We start from the raw sequence: 17,142 nt of genomic DNA on the forward strand, positions 1-17,142 counted from the left end.
CCCGGCCTTCACGCCGTCCGACCCGGCCTTCTCGCCGTCGGTCCCCGTGTTCACGCCGTCGGGGTCCTTGTTCACGCCGTCGGGGTCCTTGTTCACGCCATCGGTTTCGTTGTTCACGCCATCGGTCCGACGAGCAGCCATTGCCACGACTCCTTTCCGAAGACCGTCTGTTCGCCGCCCGTCGAGCCGATCTCGACGGGCCTGCCGTCCGGGCCGGTGGTGGTGCCGGTGTCCGGGTCGTACGGGGTGACGTACGCGGCCCGTTCGGCGCCGTACGAACCCGCGGACGCGCCGGGGGCGTTCTGCGCGCCGCGCACCGAAGTGTCGCTGCCGCGCGGCGCCGTGCAGCGCGCGTCGGTGTTCGCCGGGCGCGTGCCGGTGTCGGCCGGATCGCGCCGCCGCGTCCCGCCGTACCCCTGGGTGCACGGCGGTGGGTCGTCGGCGCCCAGAACGAGGCCGAAGTGGGTGGTACCGTCGCCGGGGACGACCGTGTAGCTGCCGGCGACGACCACCGGGAAGGTGACCAGGGCCTGTTCGACTCCCGGCAGCCGCGCCACGGTGACCTGGCCGCCGCTGATGAGGTTGGCGAGCAGGACCGGCAGATCCGGCCGGGTCGACTTCAGCAGGGAGTCGACCTCCTGCGCGGCGGGCACCGCGTTGCCGATCAGCCGGCGCAGGTCCCCGTCGCTCGACTTCAGCTCCGCGGTGAGCGCCGCCAGATCGCGGGAGAACGACTTGATGGCCGAACCCTGGTCGGACTGCGTCTTGAGCACCGTCCGCGAGTCCTCGATCAGCGAGACCGTCTCCGGCAGCGTGTCCGACGCCGCCTCGACGAGTTCGTTCCCCGAGTCCACGAGTCTGCTCAGCCGTGGCCCGGTGCCGGCGAAGGCCTTGCCCAACTCGTCGACGGTGGTGCGCAGATCGTCCTTGCCGACCGAGTTGACCAGCCGGTCGAGGCTGAGGACGAGGTCGGTGGTGGGCAGCGGCACCCGGGTCCGCTCGCGCGGTATCGGGCTGCCGTCGAGCAGGTACGGGCCGCCCGCCCGCCGGGGTTGCAGATCGACGTACTGCTCGCCCACCGCGGAACGGTTGGCGACCACCGCCAGGGTGTCGGCCGGGATACGGGGCGCGTCGTCCTCGATCTCCAGGGCCGCCGACACCCCCGAGCCGGACAGCCGCAGCTCGCCCACCCGGCCCACCGGCACTCCCCGGTAGGTGACCTCGGCGCCGGTGAAGATGCCCCCGGACGCGGCGAAGTCGGCCCGCACGGTGTAGCCGCGGCCGAGGACGGCGTCCACCAGGCCCGTGTACTCGGCGCCGACATACGACACCCCGACGGCGGTGAGGGTGGCGAAGGCGAGCAGCTGGGCCTTGACCGTACGGGTGATCACGGCTGTATTCCCTTCAGCATGAGCTCGGCGAGCGCGAGGTCGATCCCCGCAGGGAGGCGGCCGGAGTCCCTTCGTGGGCCGTAGCCCGCGGTGCACACCGGCGGGCACAGCAGGTCGTCGCCGTCCGCGGGCGCCGAGGGCTCGACCGGGACCTCCGGGACCTTGGGCGGCGAGGTCGGCGTCGGGACACCGGGCAGGTCCGGCAGATCCGGCAGGTCGGGCAGATCCGGGGAGCCGGAGCCGTCGTCCCCGCCACGGGAGCCGCCGGACCCACCGGGCTCGTCCTTGACGTTGCCGTAGATGCCCGCGAGGTCGAGGTCGGCGGTGACCGCGAGGTTGACGTAGTCACCCTTGACGGCGTCGACCACGTTGCGCGGGAACGGGTAGGTGGTCAGCAGTTCGAGGGAGTTGGGCAGGTCGGCACCCGCCTTGTTGAGTTGCTGGAGGATCGGTCTCAGCTGCTTGAGGTTGGCGACGGTGTCGTCCCGAGAGGCGTTCACGACCCGGGTGCCGGCCTTGCCCAGTTTCGACAGGGCGGTGAGCATCCGCGTCAGGTCGCGGCGCTGGTCGGCGAGGACCTTCAGCGCGGGCGGCAGCGTGTCGACGGCGGTGGCGATGGTCTTCTTCTCCTTCCTCAGCCGCTTGGCCAGCCGGTCGATGCCCTTGAGGGCCCGGACGATGTCCGCGCGCTGCCCGTCGAGGCCGCCGACGAACGTGTCGAGTTCCGCCAGCAGGGATCTGACCCGGTTCTCGCGCCCTTCGAGGGCCTTGTTGAGTTCCACGGTGATCGTCTTGAGCTGGGCGACGCCGCCGCCGTTGAGGAGCGCCGACAGGGCGGACAGCACCTCTTCGATCTCCGGGTTGCGGCCGCTGCGGGACAGCGGGACGCGGTCGCCGTCGCGCAGCCGGCCGACGGGCGCGGTGCCGACCGGCGCGGACAGGGCCACGTACTTCTCGCCGAGCATGCTGGTCTGCCGCAGATCGGCGACCGCGTTGGCGGGAAGCTTCACCGAGTCGGCGACGCGCAGCCGCACCCGGGCGTGCCAGCCGTGCAGTTCCACCTTCTCGACCGCGCCCACGGTGACGTCGTTGACCTTGACCGCGGACTGCGGCACCAGGTCCAGTACGTCCCTGAACTCGACGGTGACGTGGTAGGCGCGGCCGTCCGCCGCCGCTCCTCCGGGGAGCCGGACGTCGTACCAGCCGTCGGACCCGCAGCCCGACAGCAGCAGCGAGCCGGCGGCCGTCCACACGGCCGCACCCGTCCTACGGGAGACACTCATGCCCGCGCCTCCAGGATTCCGCCGAGCGTTCGGTCGACCGTGCCCGTCGTGGCGGGGGCCGTCGGCACCTCGGGCAGGGAGTCGAAGAGCTTCTTCAACTCCGCGCAGTCGGGGTTGTCGCCGCCCTCGTCCCCGGTCGTCCTCAGCAGGGAGCACAACAGGGACGCCGGGTCCTGCGGCTCCTCGGGGTTGTTGCGGGTGTCGAGCGTGCCGGCGGAGGCGTTGTAGGCGTTCTGCAGGTTCGACAGACCGGTGGGCGCGACCTCCAACAGCTCCTCCAGTGCGGCGCGTTGAGTGACGAGGACCTTGGTGACCTTGCTGAGGCCCCGCACGTTCGAGGTCAGTGACTTCTTGTTCTTCTTCACGAACTCCGACACGTCGCCCAGTGCCGCACCCAGGTGCTTGAGGGCCGCCGCGAGGTCCTTGCGCTCCCCGGCGAGCTGCTCCGCCACCTTTTCGAGGCTGCCGTTGAAGGACCGTACGCGTCGGTCGTCGGCCGCCAGCGCGGCCGTGAACACCTGGAGGTTCCGTATGGTGCCGAACAGGTCGCCCCGCCCGTCGGACAGCGTGGTGACGGCCTGCGTGAGGTCCTCAACGGTCTGGTTGAGGTTCTCGCCCTGGCCTTGGAGGTTGTCCGCGCTCACGCCCAGCAGCCGCGACAGGGAGCCGTCCTTGTTCGCGCCCTTCGGGCCGAGCGCCTCGGACGTGGTGTGCAGGCTGTCGAAGATCCGGTCGAGTTCGACGGGGACGGCCGTGCGCGACTCGGGAATGACGTCCCCGTCGCGCAGCACCGGGCCCTTGCGGTGGACCGGCAGCAGCTGTACGTAACGGTCGCTGACCACCGAGGAGTTGATGATGGCGGCCTGCGCGTCGGCGGGCAGCTTGCGGCCTTCCTCGTACTCCAGCTCGACGCGCACGCGGCTGCCCTCCGGCGTGATCCGCTTGACCTCGCCGATACGGACGCCGAGAACACGGACGTCCGAACCGGGGTGGATACCGACGGTGCGCGGGAAGTACGCCGTGACCCGGACGGTTCCGGGGCGCGGCCACAGCACGACGGCGAGTGCGGCGGCGACCGCGAGCACCGTGAGCAGTACCAGGGTGCGCGGGACGGGGGTGCGCCTGATCATCGTGAGCCTCCCGTGCGGGGCACCACCGGGGCGGCGACCAGGTTCTGGACGTAGGAGTCGAACCAGTGGCCGTTGCCGAGGGTGTTGGTGAAGACCCGGACATAGGGCGCGAGCAATTTGACGCTCCGGTCGAGGCTCGCCTGGTTGCGTTCGAGCATCCTGACGAAGGTGTTGAGGTTCTTGAGCGCGGGCCCGATCTCCTCGCGGTTGTCGTGGACCAGACCGGAGAGCTCGATGCCCAGCAGCGCGGAGTTCTTGAGCAGTTTGTGGATCGCGGCACGCCGCTTGCTGATCTCCTTGAACAGCTTGTCGCCGTCCTCCACCAGCGCGGAGAAGTCCTTCGAGTGCGCGGCCAGCACCCCGGTGACCCCGTCCGCGTGTTCGAGGAGCCCGCGCAGTGCCTCGTCGCGGGAGGCCACCGTCCGGGAGATCCGTGACAGTCCCTTGATGGACGCCCGCACCTCCGCGGGCGAGTCCTCGAAGGTGGCGGAGATCGTGTCCAGTGCGTCGGCGAGCCGCTCCGTGTCGACCTCCTCCGTCGTGGTGGTCAGGTCGCTGAACGCCTGCACGACGTCGTACGCGGACACCGTCCGCCGCAGCGGGATCTCGCTGCCCGGACGCAGTCGGCCGGGCCCCTTCGGGTGCAGCGCCAGGTACTTCGCGCCGAGGATCGTCTTGACCCGGATCGACGCACCGGTCCGGGTGCCGAGGTCCGGGTCGTCCTTGACCTTGAAGGTCACCTTGACGTGGTCGCCGTCCAGATCGACGTCCTCGACCTTGCCGACCTTGACCCCGGCGATCCGCACCTCGTCGCCGGGCTTGAGTCCACCGGCCTCCGAGAAGGCCGCGCCGTACGTCTCGCCGCCGCCGATCACCGGCAGGCTGTCGGCGTTGAACGCGGCCACCGTCAGCAGCGCGAGGGTGGTGAGACCGACCGCGCCGACCACCACGGGGTTGCGGTCCCGGAACGGCTTCAGGCGTGGGCGGCCCGCCTCGGGCAGCCTGATCCTCGGCAGCTTCGGCGGCAGGACGCGCACCTTCATCAAAGGCTCGGGGCGGCGCCTTGCGCGGCGCGGGAGCCGCAGCTTGGGCAGAGCGGGCAGCCTCGGCGGCTCCACGCGCACCTTCATCAGGGGCTCGGGGCGGCGGCGCCGCGTCCTGCGCGGCGGGATACGAATGCTCATGCGCCGCACCTCGCCCGCGCCACGTGGAACTCGGGGGTGAGCACCTGCTTCGTCCTCGGCAGCACGATCCGCCCGTCGAAGTCGCACAGGTAGAAGTTGAACCACGAGCCGTAGGACGCCGTCCCCGTCAGCTCGGTGAGCTTGTTCGGCAGCCGCTTCAGCACGCCCTCCACGGTCTTCTCGTTCCTGTTCAGGGTTCCGGTCAGTTCGCCCAGCTCGGCGATGTCCTCCTTCAGCGGCGGGCGGGCGTCGTCGAGGAGCCCCGACGTGGCCTCCGTGAGGTCGCCGATGCTCACCAGGGACTCCCCGACGGGCTTGCGGTCGGCGGACAGCCCGGAGATCACTCGCCGCAGCTGCTTCAGCAGTCCGGAGAAACGGCCACCGCGCTGGTCGAGCGTCTTCAGAACGGAGTTGAGGTTGTCGATCACGGAGCCGATCAGCTGGTCGCGGTCGGCGAGCGTCGTGGTGAGTGACGCCGTGTGCGCGAGCAGGCTGTTCACCGTGCCGCCTTCGCCCTGCAGGGTCTTGATGATCTCGGTGGCGAGCTGGTTGACGTCGTTCGGGCTGAGCGCGGCGAACAGCGGCTTGAAGCCGTTCAGCAGCGCGTTGAGGTCCAGCGCGGGCTGCGTCCTGGACAACGGGATGGTGCCGCCCGGCCGCAGCCGGGTGCCGGCGCCGACGCCCTCGGTGAGCGCGATGTACCGCTGCCCGACCAGGTTCCGGTAGCGGACGACCGCGCCCGTGCTGGTGAGCAGAGGGCGGTCCGCGGTGACCGTGAAGGTGACCTCGGCCAGCGTCCGGTCCTTGATCCGGATGCCCTCCACCTCACCGACCCGCACCCCGGCCACACGGATGTCGTCGCCCTCCTCCAGGCCGGTCACATCGCTGAACACCGCCCGGTAGGTGTCCTTCGGTGCGAAGGAGATGTTGACGATGGTGGCGGCGAGCAGGCCCGTCGCCAGGATCGTGACCAGCGCGAAGAGGCCGAACTTGACCAGTGGGGCGGCGGCCTGACGGGCTCCTTGGGTCCTCATGCGACGCTCACCTCCGTTCCCCGGGCCAGCGGGCCGAACAGCAGGGTCGCGACGGGCGGCACCTCGTCCGCCGGCACGCCCATGACGGGGGCCACGAGCGAGCCCACGGCCCGCTGCTCGGCCTCGGTGGCCGACACGTCGACGCCTCCGGGCCGGGCGCTGCCCGAACGGCCGGGCTGCGTACCGTCGTTGAGCTCGGTGTGCGGCGCGGGCACCTGCGGACGGGGCAGGCCCCGGCAGTCCGGCCCGGACCGCTCCGCGTACCTGGGCTCCTCGCCGGGCCGGTAGCCGGCCTGGGGGCGGACGACTTCGAGGGTGATCCGCATCCGGCCGCCCCGGAACGCCTCCTCGGACGCCTGCTCCTGCCGGACCAGCCCTTCGAGGAGGCAGGGGTACTGGGGTGAGTAACGGGCGAACAGCTCAAGGGTGGGCCTGGAGACCCGGCCGAGCGTGATCAGCCGGTCGCCGTTCGCGTCGAAGAAGTCCTCGCCGGTGCCCGCGACGGTCGCGGTGGTGCGGAGCGCGGCGGCCAGCCGGTCCTTCTTCTCGACGATCGTGCGGCTGGTGGTGACCGTGTTCCGCAGGATCCGCATCAGATCGGGCGCCGCGTCCCCGTACACCTCGGCGACGTCGGCGAACCGCGAGATGTCCTCCTTGAGGGACGGCAGATGCGGGTTGAGGCGGCGCAGATAGCTCTCGACCCGGGTGAGGTTGTCGCCGATCCGGTCGCCGCGGCCCTCCAGCGCGGTGGCGAACGCCGACAGTGTGGCGTTGAGTTCCCCGGGCTCGACCGTGCGCAGCAGCGGCAGCAGGTCGTTCAGCAACCGCTGCACCTCCATGCCGACCGTCGTACGGTCCTGGGTGATGACGTCCCCGTCGCGGATGGGCCGGGCCGAGGAACCGCGCGGCGGCACGAGGTCGACGTACTTCTCGCCGAACAGCGTCTTGGGCAGCAGCCGGGCGTGCACGTCCGACGGGATGTACCCGACGTGCTCCGGGTTCAGCGCGATGTCGAGGGTCGCGTTCTCACCGTCGGCCCGCACCGAGCGCACCTCGCCGACCAGCAGCCCGCGCAGCTTGACGTCGGCCCGCGGATCCAGCTGGTTGCCGAGGCTGCCTGCCTCCAGGGTGATGCGCACCACCGGGGTGAACGCCTGCTGGTAGACGGCCACGGCGAGCGACAGCAGCAGCGCGAGCACGGCCAGGAAGGCGATGCCGTACATCCGAAGCCTCAGTACTCTCGTCCCTCTCATCGGCCTCACCCCGCGATCCGTACGGTCGTGTTGGCGCCCCAGATCGCGAGGCTCAGGAAGAAGTCCAGGACGTTCACGGCGACGATCGAGGTCCGCACCGCGCGGCCCACCGCGACGCCGACCCCGGCGGGTCCGCCACTCGCGTAGTAGCCGTAGTAGCAGTGCACCAGAATGATCAGTACGGCGAAGACGATCACCTTGCCGAAGGACCACAGCACGTCGACAGGCGGCAGGTACTGGTGGAAGTAGTGGTCGTACGTGCCGGTCGACTGCCCGTAGTAGACGGTGGTGATGGTGCGGGCGGCGAGGTAGGAGGACAGCAGGCCGACCACGTACAGCGGGATCACGGCGACGAAACCGGCGACCATCCTGGTGGTCACCAGGAACGGCAGAGAGGGCACGCCCATCACCTCCAGGGCGTCGGTCTCCTCACTGATCCGCATCGCTCCCAGCTGTGCGGTGAACCCGGCGCCGACCGTGGCGGACAGGGCGAGCCCGGCCACCAGTGGGGCGATCTCCCGGGTGTTGAAGTAGGCCGACAGGAAGGCCACGAAGTTGGAGGTGCCGAGCTGGTTGAGGGCGGCGTAGCCCTGGAGGCCCACCTCGGTGCCGGTGAAGAACGACAGGAAGGCGATGACGCCGACGGTGCCGCCGACGACGGCCAGCGCTCCGCGTCCGAAGCTCACCTCGGCGAGCAGCCGCAGGATCTCCTTCTTGTAGCGGCGCAGGGTGCGGCCGGTCCACGCGAGCGAGCGGCCGTAGAAGGAGAGTTGGGTGCCCAGTTCCTCCAGCGCGTGGAGCGGGCGGTCGAGGAGTCGTAGCGGTCGCATCGTCGGTTCCCTCAGCCCCTCTGCGGGACGACTTGGAAGTACACGGCCGTCATCACGAAGTTGGTCACGAACAGCAACATGAAGGTGATCACCACTGACTGGTTGACCGCGTCGCCGACGCCCTTGGGACCGCCCTTCGCGGTGAGCCCCTTGTAGGAGGCGACGATCCCGGAGATCGCCCCGAACACCAGCGCCTTCACCTCCGCCGCCCACAGGTCGGAGAGCTGGGCGAGGGTGGTGAAGGACGCGAGGTACGCGCCGGGCGTGCCGTTCTGGAGGACCACGTTGAAGAAGTAGCCGCCGGCCACGCCCACGACCGACACCAGGCCGTTGAGCAGCACGGCCACCACCATGGAGGCCAGGACGCGGGGGACGACCAGCCGGTGGATCGGGTCGATGCCGAGCACCTGCATGGCGTCGATCTCGTCCCGGATCCTGCGCGCCCCGAGGTCCGCGCAGATCGCCGTGCCGCCCGCGCCCGCGATCAGCAGCGCGGTGACGATCGGCGAGGCCTCCCGCAGGACGGCGAGGACGGAGGCGGCACCCGCGAAGGACTGGGCGCCGAGCTGCCGGGTCAGGCTGCCTATCTGGAGGGCGATGACGGCCCCGAACGGGATCGACACGAGGGCCGTGGGGAGGATGGTGACGCTCGCGACGAACCATGCCTGCTGGATGAACTCCCGTGCCTGGAAAGGCCGTCGGGGTATGGTCCGCACGACGTCCAGCGCCATCGCGAACAGGTTGCCCGAGTGCCGCAGCGCTCCGGCCGGCGACAGGCTCACGCCCCGGCCACCTCCCTCCGGTGCAGCTCGGCCTCCCGCTCCGCGATGGCCTGCCAGCGGGGCGGCCTGGTGACGCCCGGACCCGGCAGCAGGCGGGGAGGCGGCTCCTGACTGCCGGGCGTCGTGGTGTGCTCGCCGTCGCCGAGCTGTGCGAGCTCCTGCTCGACCTGGGCGGCGTCCTTCTCCTCGGCCATACCGATCGGTCCTTGCATCCGGCCGTTCAGGAATTGGCGTACGACGGGCTCGTCACTGGTCAGCAGCTTCTCGCGCGGGCCGAACATCACCAGCTCACGCCGGAACAGCAGGCCGATGTTGTCCGGCACCTGGCGGGCCGAGGCGATGTCGTGCGTGACGATCAGGAAGGTGGCGTCGATCTGCGCGTTGAGGTCGACGATCAGCTGGTTGAGGTAGGCGACGCGTACGGGGTCGAGACCCGAGTCGGGCTCGTCGAAGAGGACGATCTCGGGGTCCAGCACCAGGGCCCGTGCCAGCCCGGCCCGCTTGCGCATACCGCCGGAGATCTCGCCGGGCAGCTTCCCCTCGGCGCCGATCAGCCCGACCATGTCCATCTTCTCCAGCACGACGCGCCGGATCTGGCTCTCGGACTTGCGGGTGTGCTCGCGCAGCGGGAAGGCGATGTTGTCGTACAGGTTCATCGAGCCGAAGAGCGCGCCGTCCTGGAACAACACCCCGAACAGCTTCCGCACCTCGTACAGGTCGGACTCACGGAGCTTGGTGATGTCCCGCCCGGCGACCTTGACCGAGCCGCTTTCCGGCTTCAGCAGCCCGACGAGCGTCTTGAGGAACACCGACTTGCCCGTGCCCGAGGGGCCGAGCATGACCGATACCTCCCCGGCGGGCAGCGTCAGCGAGACGTCCTGCCAGATGACCTGGTGACCGAAGGACTTGGTCAGCCCTTCCACACAGATCTCGACACCCATCCGGTCCACCCTTCGGCCGTGGAGCAGCTCCGACATCTGCTCTACGGGGAGGGGCGGGACGTCCGTCGCGACGAGGCCGATTTTTTTCGGACGTGTTTCCGGACGGGCGTGCGGACGGCTCGGCGCGCCGCCTCACGAACCGCCTGACCGGCGCGTTTACGGCAAGGCGGTCGCCGCGGGGCCGGAGAGCGGGGTGGACTGTACGACGGACGGGTCCGGAACGGACGCTGTCGACGGCCCCGACGTCGCCAGGGGGACAGCGGACTCGACCGGCGCATCCGGCACATCCGGCACATCCGGCACATCCGGGGCCTCGGGGATCGCCGGCACGTCCGGTGCGTCCGGCAGCTCGGGCAGGCCCGCGACCTCGGGGACCTCGGGGACCTCGGGGACCTCGGGGACCTCGGGAATCCCGGGTGTCGGCAGCAGCGGGAGCGGGGACACCGGCACCTCCGGCAGGGGCGGCACGGACAGCGGCAGCATCGGTCCGTCGTCGGCGGCGGTTCTCGCCGGCCCGTCACCGCCGGCCGCTGGCGCGGGCGACGAGGCGCGTGGCTCGGTTGCCCGCACCCGCTCGTTCCCGTCGGGCGTGAGCGCCTCCGAAGGCCCGGACACGGCAGGCCGCGGAGCCGGACCGCTTCCGCTCCCGTCCAGCGCGTACGGCAGCACGAACCCCGCCACCGCCAGCGTCGCCGCCGTCGAGGCGACGGCCACGGCATGTGCCCGCCCGCCTCCGCGCGGCCGTCCGCGCCCGAGCAGGAACAGCACCACCCCGAGCGTCCCGGCCAGCGAGGCGCGCAGCGTCCGCCGGGCCCGGGCGAGCAGCGACTCGACGGTCCGGTAGCTCAGCCCCATCTCCATGGCGACCTGGCCGACGTCGAGGTCCTCGGACTTGAGCCGCAGCGCCTCCGCCTGGCGGGCGGGCAGTTCACCGCTGCGCACCGCCAGCCACTTCGCCTCGGCCCGGTCGCACACCGCCTCCTCGACGGGCACCGGGCCCGGCGCGATCAGCGTGGGACTGGTACGCACCTCGGCCTCGCGGTTGACCTGCCGGTACCGGTCGACGCACAGCCGCATGGTCACGGTGGTCAGCCAGGCGCCGAGGCGCTCGTCGTCGAGGTCCGGGCGCTCGGCGGCGCGCAGCATCGCCTCGTGCACGGCGTCCTCCGCGTCCTCCGGGCTCATCGACCTGCGCCGGGCCACCTTGAGCAACTGCTCGCGGTGGCTCCACATGCGCTGCCAGCGATCGTGGTCCGACTCCGCCCCAGCAGCTGTGGCCGCCTCTGGCTCAGCAGGCATGTCCGTCGCCATGAGGACCCCTTCGTGCTCACTCCGCCGTCCCGTGCCGTCCGGCGGGTGGCGACATTACCGCCCGGTATCCCCGGTTGTGGAGGGGGACGGGCGCATCGTTTCTCCACCGTTGCTGGTCAGTGGGTCGGCATCGGGCAGCACATCGTCACCGGGCAGGTCCACGCCCGAATCGGGTACGGGGAGCGGTGGCTCCTCCACCTCCTCCGGTCCGTCCGCCGGACGGGATGGAGCGGGAGAGGAGGGTGGGGGCGAGGCGGGCCGGGACGGCTCGGGGGACGGACCCGCGGCCGGGCGCTCGGACGCCCGCGGGGAGGGTTCGTGGGTGCTGCCCGGTCGCGACGGCTGTGGTCGCGCGGACGACGCGGCGCTCCGGTCCGGCACCACCCGGTGCCCTTCCAGGAAGTAGAGGTACCAGGCCCGGACCGTGCGCAGATAGGCCTGCGAGTGGTTGTAGCCGAGGATCGCCCGGTCCAGGTCGGCCCGGTCGGACAGATCCCTCCCGTTCGCGCACAGATAGCGCCCGGCGGCGAGCGCCGCGTCGAAGACGTTGTTCGGGTCGGCCCGTCCGTCGCCGTTGCCGTCCGCGCCCCAGCGGGTCCAGGTCGACGGGATGAACTGCATCGGGCCGACGGCCCGGTCGTACGCCGTGTCCCCGTCGTACCGGCCGCCGTCGGTGTCCCGGATGACCGCGAAGCCGCCGCCGTTCAGCCGGGGGCCGAGGATCGGTGGCACGGCCGTGCCGGCCGGGGTCACCCGGCCGCCGCGTGCCTGCCCCGACTCCACCTGGCCGATGGCGGCCAGCAACTGCCACTCCAGCCGGCATCCCGGCGCGGTGCCCGCGAGCTCCGACTCGGCGCGCCGGTAGGCGGCGACCACGGTCGCCGGCAGTGCGCCGCCGACGGGCCCCGCCACCGCGCCCCCGTCGGACGTCCGGACCCGCAGTGGTGGCAGCCGGGTGTGGTACGGGGCGTCACCGGACACACTCGGTCCGTGCTCGGCGCGCGCCGCGGTCGGCGCCGGCTCCGCGGCCCGGGCCGGGACCCCCGGCGCCTGGGAGGCGGTCAGCGCGGCCATCGCCGCCGCCACGATCGCCGTGCATCTGGTCCCTCGCAGTGCCCCTCTCGCCGTACCGACCGTCCTGAACACCCTGCGCACCGCCACCTCGCGGCCCCTCCCTGTGCGGATTCCGTCCTCTGCTCTACGCGGGCGCCCGGCGTGTCCGTCGCCGGACATACGAGGAAGGGGACTCGGCCATCGGCCGGCGTGTCGGTGTCGTCGTAGTGATCGTTGAGGGGTCGGCACCTGGTCAGTGCCTGTCGGTGGTCAACCAGGGCCATGTCGTGCCCGCCGGTGTGGTGGGCGATGTGGCCGGGGCCGTCGACGGTCGACGCCTCGTCGCCGGGGCGCGGTGTTCGCCTAAGGGGCCGCAAGCCTGCGCGCGATGCTCCCGCGCCTCGTCGTACGCACCTGGGTCCAGGCGTTCGGGTGGCCATGACCGGGTGGACGGTGACGGCCTGGCCCTCGACGGCTTCCTGGGCCAGGCCGGCGAGCCGGTCGCCGTCAGCCGCCAGATACAGCACCGCGTCCGTGTTCTCGGCGCCCCGGCAAGCAGGCGGCCCGCGCTGGACTCGGGTGGGGCGACCGCCGTGGACTGCTCTCGCGGGGGTTCACCGGCGGTCCGCCCGCCGGGTCGGACACCGTGCGGACGCGCGGACCCGACACCGCGGTCGCCTCCATCGCCTCCTCGCGGCGCGCGGCCGGCACCACGGCGCACCCCTTCCGGGCGAAGGCCTCCGCCGTGGCCCGGCCGATCCCGCTGGATGCTCCGCACGAGCGGCATCGCGGGCGATCCGAACGGGGAGTGGATCGCAGGGACCGGCCGTGGGCGAACGCTCGGGCCAGGCCGGCGTCACGTGCCCGGCGTCGGCCTCCGACGGCAACCAGGTGGCCGTCAGTCGTCCGCCGCGGCCTTCTTGATCGCTTCGCGGATCCGGGAGTACGTGCCGCAGCGGCAGACGTTCTCGATGCGGTCGATGTCGGCGTCGCTCGGACGGCGCGTCTTCTTCAGCAGGGCCACAGCCGCCATGATCTGACCCGGCTGGCAGAAGCCGCACTGCGCGACATCGCGGTCGAGCCATGCCTGCTGCACCGGGTGCAGCCTGTCGCCGTCGGCCAGGCCTTCGATCGTGGTGACCTCACGGTCCGCGCAGTCCGCGACCGGAACGACACAGGGCTGGATCTCCCCGCCGTCGAGATGGCTCGTGCAGGCGCGGCAGACGCCGACGCCGCAGCCGTACTTGGGGCCCGTGACGTTCAGCATGTCGCGCAGGACCCACAGCAGCGGCATGTCGGCCGGGGCTTCGACAGTCACCGGCTTCCCGTTGAGGAGGAAGGAGTAGGAGGGCATCGGCACCTTCTCGGAGGTCGGCTCAGAAGTTGAGGGGGAAGCGGCGGGGCCTGGTGCCGGTCGCCCGGGCGTAGGCGTTGGCCACGGCGCCCGCCGCCGCGGGAACGCCGAGTTCGCCCGCTCCGCCCGGTTCCCGACGGGAGGGCATGATGTGCGCCTCGAAGCGCAGCGGGGCGTGCCGCTGGCGGGCGTACGCGAAGTCGGCGAAGCTGCTCTCGCGGACGGCGCCCCGCTCGATGTGCAGGCCGGCCTGGAGGACGGTGGAGATGCCGTCGATCACGGTGCCCATGAGCTGGGCCTCCAGTCCGCGGGGGTTGACGGCCGTTCCGACGTCGGCCGCCATGACCGCCCTGGTCACCCGGGGGTTCTTCGGGTCGGTGGCGTCGATCTCGACCAGGCAGGCCACGCACGAGCCGTACTCCTCGTGGACCGCGACGCCCTGCGCCTGGCCGGCCGGCATGGTCCGCCCCCAGTCACCGGCTTTCGCGACCTTGTCCAGTACGGCCTTCACCGCCTTGTTCCTGAGGGTGGTGCGCCGGAAGGCGACCGGGTCCTTGCCCAGGCTCCTCGCGACCTCGTCGACGACGATCTCCTCCGCGGTCCGCATCGTCCCGGAGTCCACCGACCGCCAGGCGCCGAGCGGTATCGCCAGTTCGACCGAGCCCGAATCCCCGGAGACCCGGCCGAAGTTGTACGGGCCGCTGTCGCTGGGCAGCGGACCGGCGGCGCGGGCGGCGGCCCGGGTCACCCGGCCCTGGGCGGGCCCCTGGGCGGCTCCCTGAGCGGCAGGTCCCTGCGTCTCGAACGCCTCGCTCACCGAGGCCATGGCGTGGGTGAACGCGACCACTCGGCCCTTTGCGTGGCTGGCCCGGATCCGGTGGTGGCTGGCCGGGCGCATCCTGCCGTGCTGGATGTCGTCGGCGCGGCTCCACATCAGTTTGACCGGTCGGCCTGCCGCCTTCGAGATGAGGGCCGCCTCGATCGCGGCGTCGTGGTTCAGTCTCCGGCCGAAGGAGCCGCCGCCTCGTACGACGTGGACCTTCACCTTCGACTCGGGCAGCCCGACCGCCGAGGCGATGCTGTCCCGCGCGTACATCGGTGTCTGGGACGAGAACCAGATCTCGGCTCGGGTCTTACGGACGTCCGCCACCGCGGTCAGCACCTCCATGGGGGCGTGGCTGACGAAGGCGAACTCGAACTCGGCCTCCGTCTGCGTGGAGCCGCGCGGCGGGGTGCCGAGCCGGGGGACGGCGGCCCGCAGCCGGGCGCGGATCGCGGCGTCGGAGAGCGACACGAGCGGGCCCGGGGCCCAGGTGATCCTGAGGGCGTCCCTCGCCTCGAAGGCGTGGTGGAAGGAGTCCGCCACCACGGCGACCCCTCCGGCGATCTTGACGACCGCGTGGACGCCCGGCATGGCCCGCGCGGCCCGGGAGTCGACCGAGAGGGCCTTCCCGCCGAGCGTCGGCGGCCGGGCCACCACGGTCGGCTTCGCCCCGGCGACCGCCAGGTCACCGGCGTACATGGCCTTGCCGGTGACGATGTCCCGGGCGTCGATCCGGGTCGTCGCCTTCCCGATCACCCGGTGCCGGGACGCGGGCTTGGGTCTGCTCGACACGGCCGGCCGGGTGATCCGGGCGGCGCTGGCGGTCAGTGCCCCGAAAGTGGCCGAACGACCGTCCGGCGCGATCACCTTCGTGTCGCGGGTCTTCAGGGTCCGCGCGGGCAGTTTCCAGCGCCTGGCCGCCGCGGTCACCAGCTTGGCACGGGCCAGGGCGGCCAACTCGCGGGCCGGACCGTACAGCGAACTCACCGAGTTCGAACCGCCGGTGAACTGGTTGCCCTTGGTACGGGCGTCGGCGAGCGGGATGTCGACATCGGCGAGCCGGGCGTCCAGCTCTTCGGCGATCATCATGGCCACGGCGGTCGTGACACCCTGGCCGACCTCGACGCGCGGCAGTCGTACGACGACCTTGTTGGCCTTGGTGACCTGGAGGACGAGCATCTCCTCGTCGGTACCGGTCACCAGGACGTCGGACGGCCGACGGGGGGCGGACTCGGCGCCTTCCGCCGTCGTCGCGTCGCAGCCGAGCGGCGCGGCGACGGTCAGCGTGGACGCCGCGAGCGAGTAGACGACGAACTTCCGGCGCGACAGCTGACGAGCCAACGGACGCTCCTCTCCGAGTATCCCGGCGCTTTGACTGGTAGGAGGGGCCGGCGCCCTCCGAGGTTGCCTGCGACGCGTCACCAACAGCCGGTACACACCCCCGAATCAGGGCGGTCGCCCCCACGGAAACGACCGGACCACGCCGCGTGGGACGGGTCATCGCGCGGCGGTCAGCAGCTGCGTGGCCGCCAGTTGCGCGTACAGCGGGTCCTTGGCCAGCAGTTCCGTGTGGGTGCCCACGGCCCGGACGCGTCCGGCGTCCATGACGACGATCCGGTCGGCGTTCGTCACGGTGGACAGGCGGTGGGCGACCACCAGCACGGTGGTCTCCCGGGCCACCTCGGTGAGGACGTCCCGCAGCGCGAGTTCGTTGACGGCGTCGAGCTGGGAGGTCGCCTCGTCCAACAGCAGCAGGCGGGGCCTGCGCAGCAGGGCGCGGGCGATGGCGACGCGCTGCCGCTCGCCGCCGGAGAGTTTCGAACCGCGGTGTCCGACCGGGGTGTCCAGGCCGTGGGGCAGGCGCTCGACGAGGGTGTCGAGTCTCGTGCGGGCCAGGACGTCGCGGATGTCGTCGTCGCTCGCACCGGGCGCGGCGAAGACGAGGTTCTCGCGGAGCGAGCCGGCCAGCACCGGGGCGTCCTGCTCCACATAGCCGATGGCTGCCCGCAGCCGGGGCAGCGGCCAGTCCCGTACGTCCTCGCCGTCGACGAGGACCCGGCCGCCGGTGACCTCGTGGAACCGCTCGATGAGCGCGAACACCGTCGACTTGCCCGCCCCGGAGGGACCCACGAAGGCCGTCGTCCCCAGGCCCGGCACCTCGAAGCTCACCTGCTGGTGGACGTAGGGCAGACCGTCCCGGTAGCGGAAGGACACGTCATCGAAGCGGACCGACGCCGGGCCCGTCCCCGCCGCCTGCCGGGGCAGGGCGCCCGTCCGCCGGTCGGTCGGCTCCGTCGCCAGGCGTTGCACCTGCGTGATCCGGGAGATGGCGGCCGCCCCCTCCTGATAGGAGGACACGGCGTCGACCAGCCGGGACACCGGCTCGATCAGGTAGAAGAGGTACAGCAGGAAGGCGATCAGGGTGGACACGGGGATCTCCCCGGACGCCACACGCGCCCCGCCGACGGCGAGCACCGCGAGGAAGGCCAGCTGGACAGCGAGTTCGTCGGCCGAGCCCGCCGCGGCCTCCCACTTCGCGCTCCTCACGCCGTGCCGCCAGGCCCGCCGCGCCGCCGCCTCGACCCTGGCGGTCTCCCTCCCCTCGGCACCGGACGCCTTCACCGTACGGAACGCCCCGAAGGCCCGTTCCAGCGCGACGGAGATCTCCCCGACCGCCTGCTGCGACCGCTCGGTGGCCCGCGCGATCTTCGGCATCACCAGCGCGACGGCCCCGCCGACCAGCACCACCACACCGAGCGTCACACCCAGCAGC

The 17,142-nt window shown here is 71.8% G+C and carries 14 protein-coding genes; all 14 read right to left on the reverse strand.

Features of this window, described 5'->3' with window-relative positions; genetic code table 11:
• Window positions 1–113: 113 nt before the first annotated feature.
• Complete coding sequence (locus ACZ43N_RS30835; protein WP_468102267.1) at window positions 114–1,391, reverse strand: MCE family protein; 1,278 nt, start codon at window positions 1,389–1,391, stop codon at window positions 114–116.
• Window positions 1,388–2,674: an MCE family protein gene (locus tag ACZ43N_RS30840; RefSeq protein WP_468102269.1), complete on the reverse strand. Its 1,287-nt coding sequence runs from the start codon at window positions 2,672–2,674 to the stop codon at window positions 1,388–1,390. Before ACZ43N_RS30840 ends, ACZ43N_RS30835 begins: the two co-directional genes overlap by 4 nt.
• Complete coding sequence (locus ACZ43N_RS30845) at window positions 2,671–3,804, reverse strand: MCE family protein (RefSeq protein WP_468102271.1); 1,134 nt, start codon at window positions 3,802–3,804, stop codon at window positions 2,671–2,673. The genes ACZ43N_RS30840 and ACZ43N_RS30845 overlap by 4 nt, the downstream gene beginning before the upstream one ends.
• Window positions 3,801–4,988, reverse strand: a complete 1,188-nt coding sequence (locus tag ACZ43N_RS30850) for an MCE family protein (RefSeq protein ID WP_468102273.1) — start codon at window positions 4,986–4,988, stop codon at window positions 3,801–3,803. Before ACZ43N_RS30850 ends, ACZ43N_RS30845 begins: the two co-directional genes overlap by 4 nt.
• The gene (locus ACZ43N_RS30855; protein WP_468102274.1) at window positions 4,985–6,022 is read right to left on the reverse strand and encodes an MCE family protein; all 1,038 of its coding nucleotides are present in this window, start codon (window positions 6,020–6,022) and stop codon (window positions 4,985–4,987) included. Before ACZ43N_RS30855 ends, ACZ43N_RS30850 begins: the two co-directional genes overlap by 4 nt.
• On the reverse strand, window positions 6,019–7,275 hold the full coding sequence (locus tag ACZ43N_RS30860) for an MCE family protein (RefSeq protein ID WP_468102276.1): 1,257 nt from the start codon (window positions 7,273–7,275) through the stop codon (window positions 6,019–6,021). The genes ACZ43N_RS30855 and ACZ43N_RS30860 overlap by 4 nt, the downstream gene beginning before the upstream one ends.
• A 5-nt stretch (window positions 7,276–7,280) precedes the next feature.
• On the reverse strand, window positions 7,281–8,105 hold the full coding sequence (locus tag ACZ43N_RS30865; RefSeq protein ID WP_468102277.1) for an MlaE family ABC transporter permease: 825 nt from the start codon (window positions 8,103–8,105) through the stop codon (window positions 7,281–7,283).
• Between the two features lie 11 nt (window positions 8,106–8,116).
• Window positions 8,117–8,887 (reverse strand): MlaE family ABC transporter permease, encoded by a 771-nt coding sequence (locus ACZ43N_RS30870; protein ID WP_468102278.1) that lies wholly within the window; start codon window positions 8,885–8,887, stop codon window positions 8,117–8,119.
• Window positions 8,884–9,828 (reverse strand): ABC transporter ATP-binding protein, encoded by a 945-nt coding sequence (locus tag ACZ43N_RS30875; protein ID WP_468102296.1) that lies wholly within the window; start codon window positions 9,826–9,828, stop codon window positions 8,884–8,886. Before ACZ43N_RS30875 ends, ACZ43N_RS30870 begins: the two co-directional genes overlap by 4 nt.
• A gap of 156 nt (window positions 9,829–9,984) precedes the next feature.
• Window positions 9,985–11,127, reverse strand: coding sequence for an RNA polymerase sigma factor (locus ACZ43N_RS30880; protein ID WP_468102280.1), 1,143 nt, complete (start codon window positions 11,125–11,127; stop codon window positions 9,985–9,987).
• Window positions 11,128–11,193: 66 nt separating this feature from the next.
• Window positions 11,194–12,300 carry a lytic transglycosylase domain-containing protein gene (locus ACZ43N_RS30885; RefSeq protein WP_468102282.1) on the reverse strand — a complete coding sequence of 369 codons (1,107 nt, stop codon included), beginning with the start codon at window positions 12,298–12,300 and terminating at the stop codon, window positions 11,194–11,196.
• Between the two features lie 790 nt (window positions 12,301–13,090).
• Complete coding sequence (locus ACZ43N_RS30890; RefSeq protein WP_468102283.1) at window positions 13,091–13,546, reverse strand: (2Fe-2S)-binding protein; 456 nt, start codon at window positions 13,544–13,546, stop codon at window positions 13,091–13,093.
• A gap of 22 nt (window positions 13,547–13,568) precedes the next feature.
• Window positions 13,569–15,710, reverse strand: a complete 2,142-nt coding sequence (locus tag ACZ43N_RS30895; RefSeq protein ID WP_468102285.1) for a xanthine dehydrogenase family protein molybdopterin-binding subunit — start codon at window positions 15,708–15,710, stop codon at window positions 13,569–13,571.
• 156 nt (window positions 15,711–15,866) lie between these two features.
• Window positions 15,867–17,142, reverse strand: a 1,276-nt coding sequence (locus ACZ43N_RS30900) for an ABC transporter ATP-binding protein (RefSeq protein ID WP_468102286.1), incomplete at its 5' end; no start/stop codon positions are given.

It is taken from the genome of Streptomyces sp. NPDC030814, assembly GCF_055572155.1.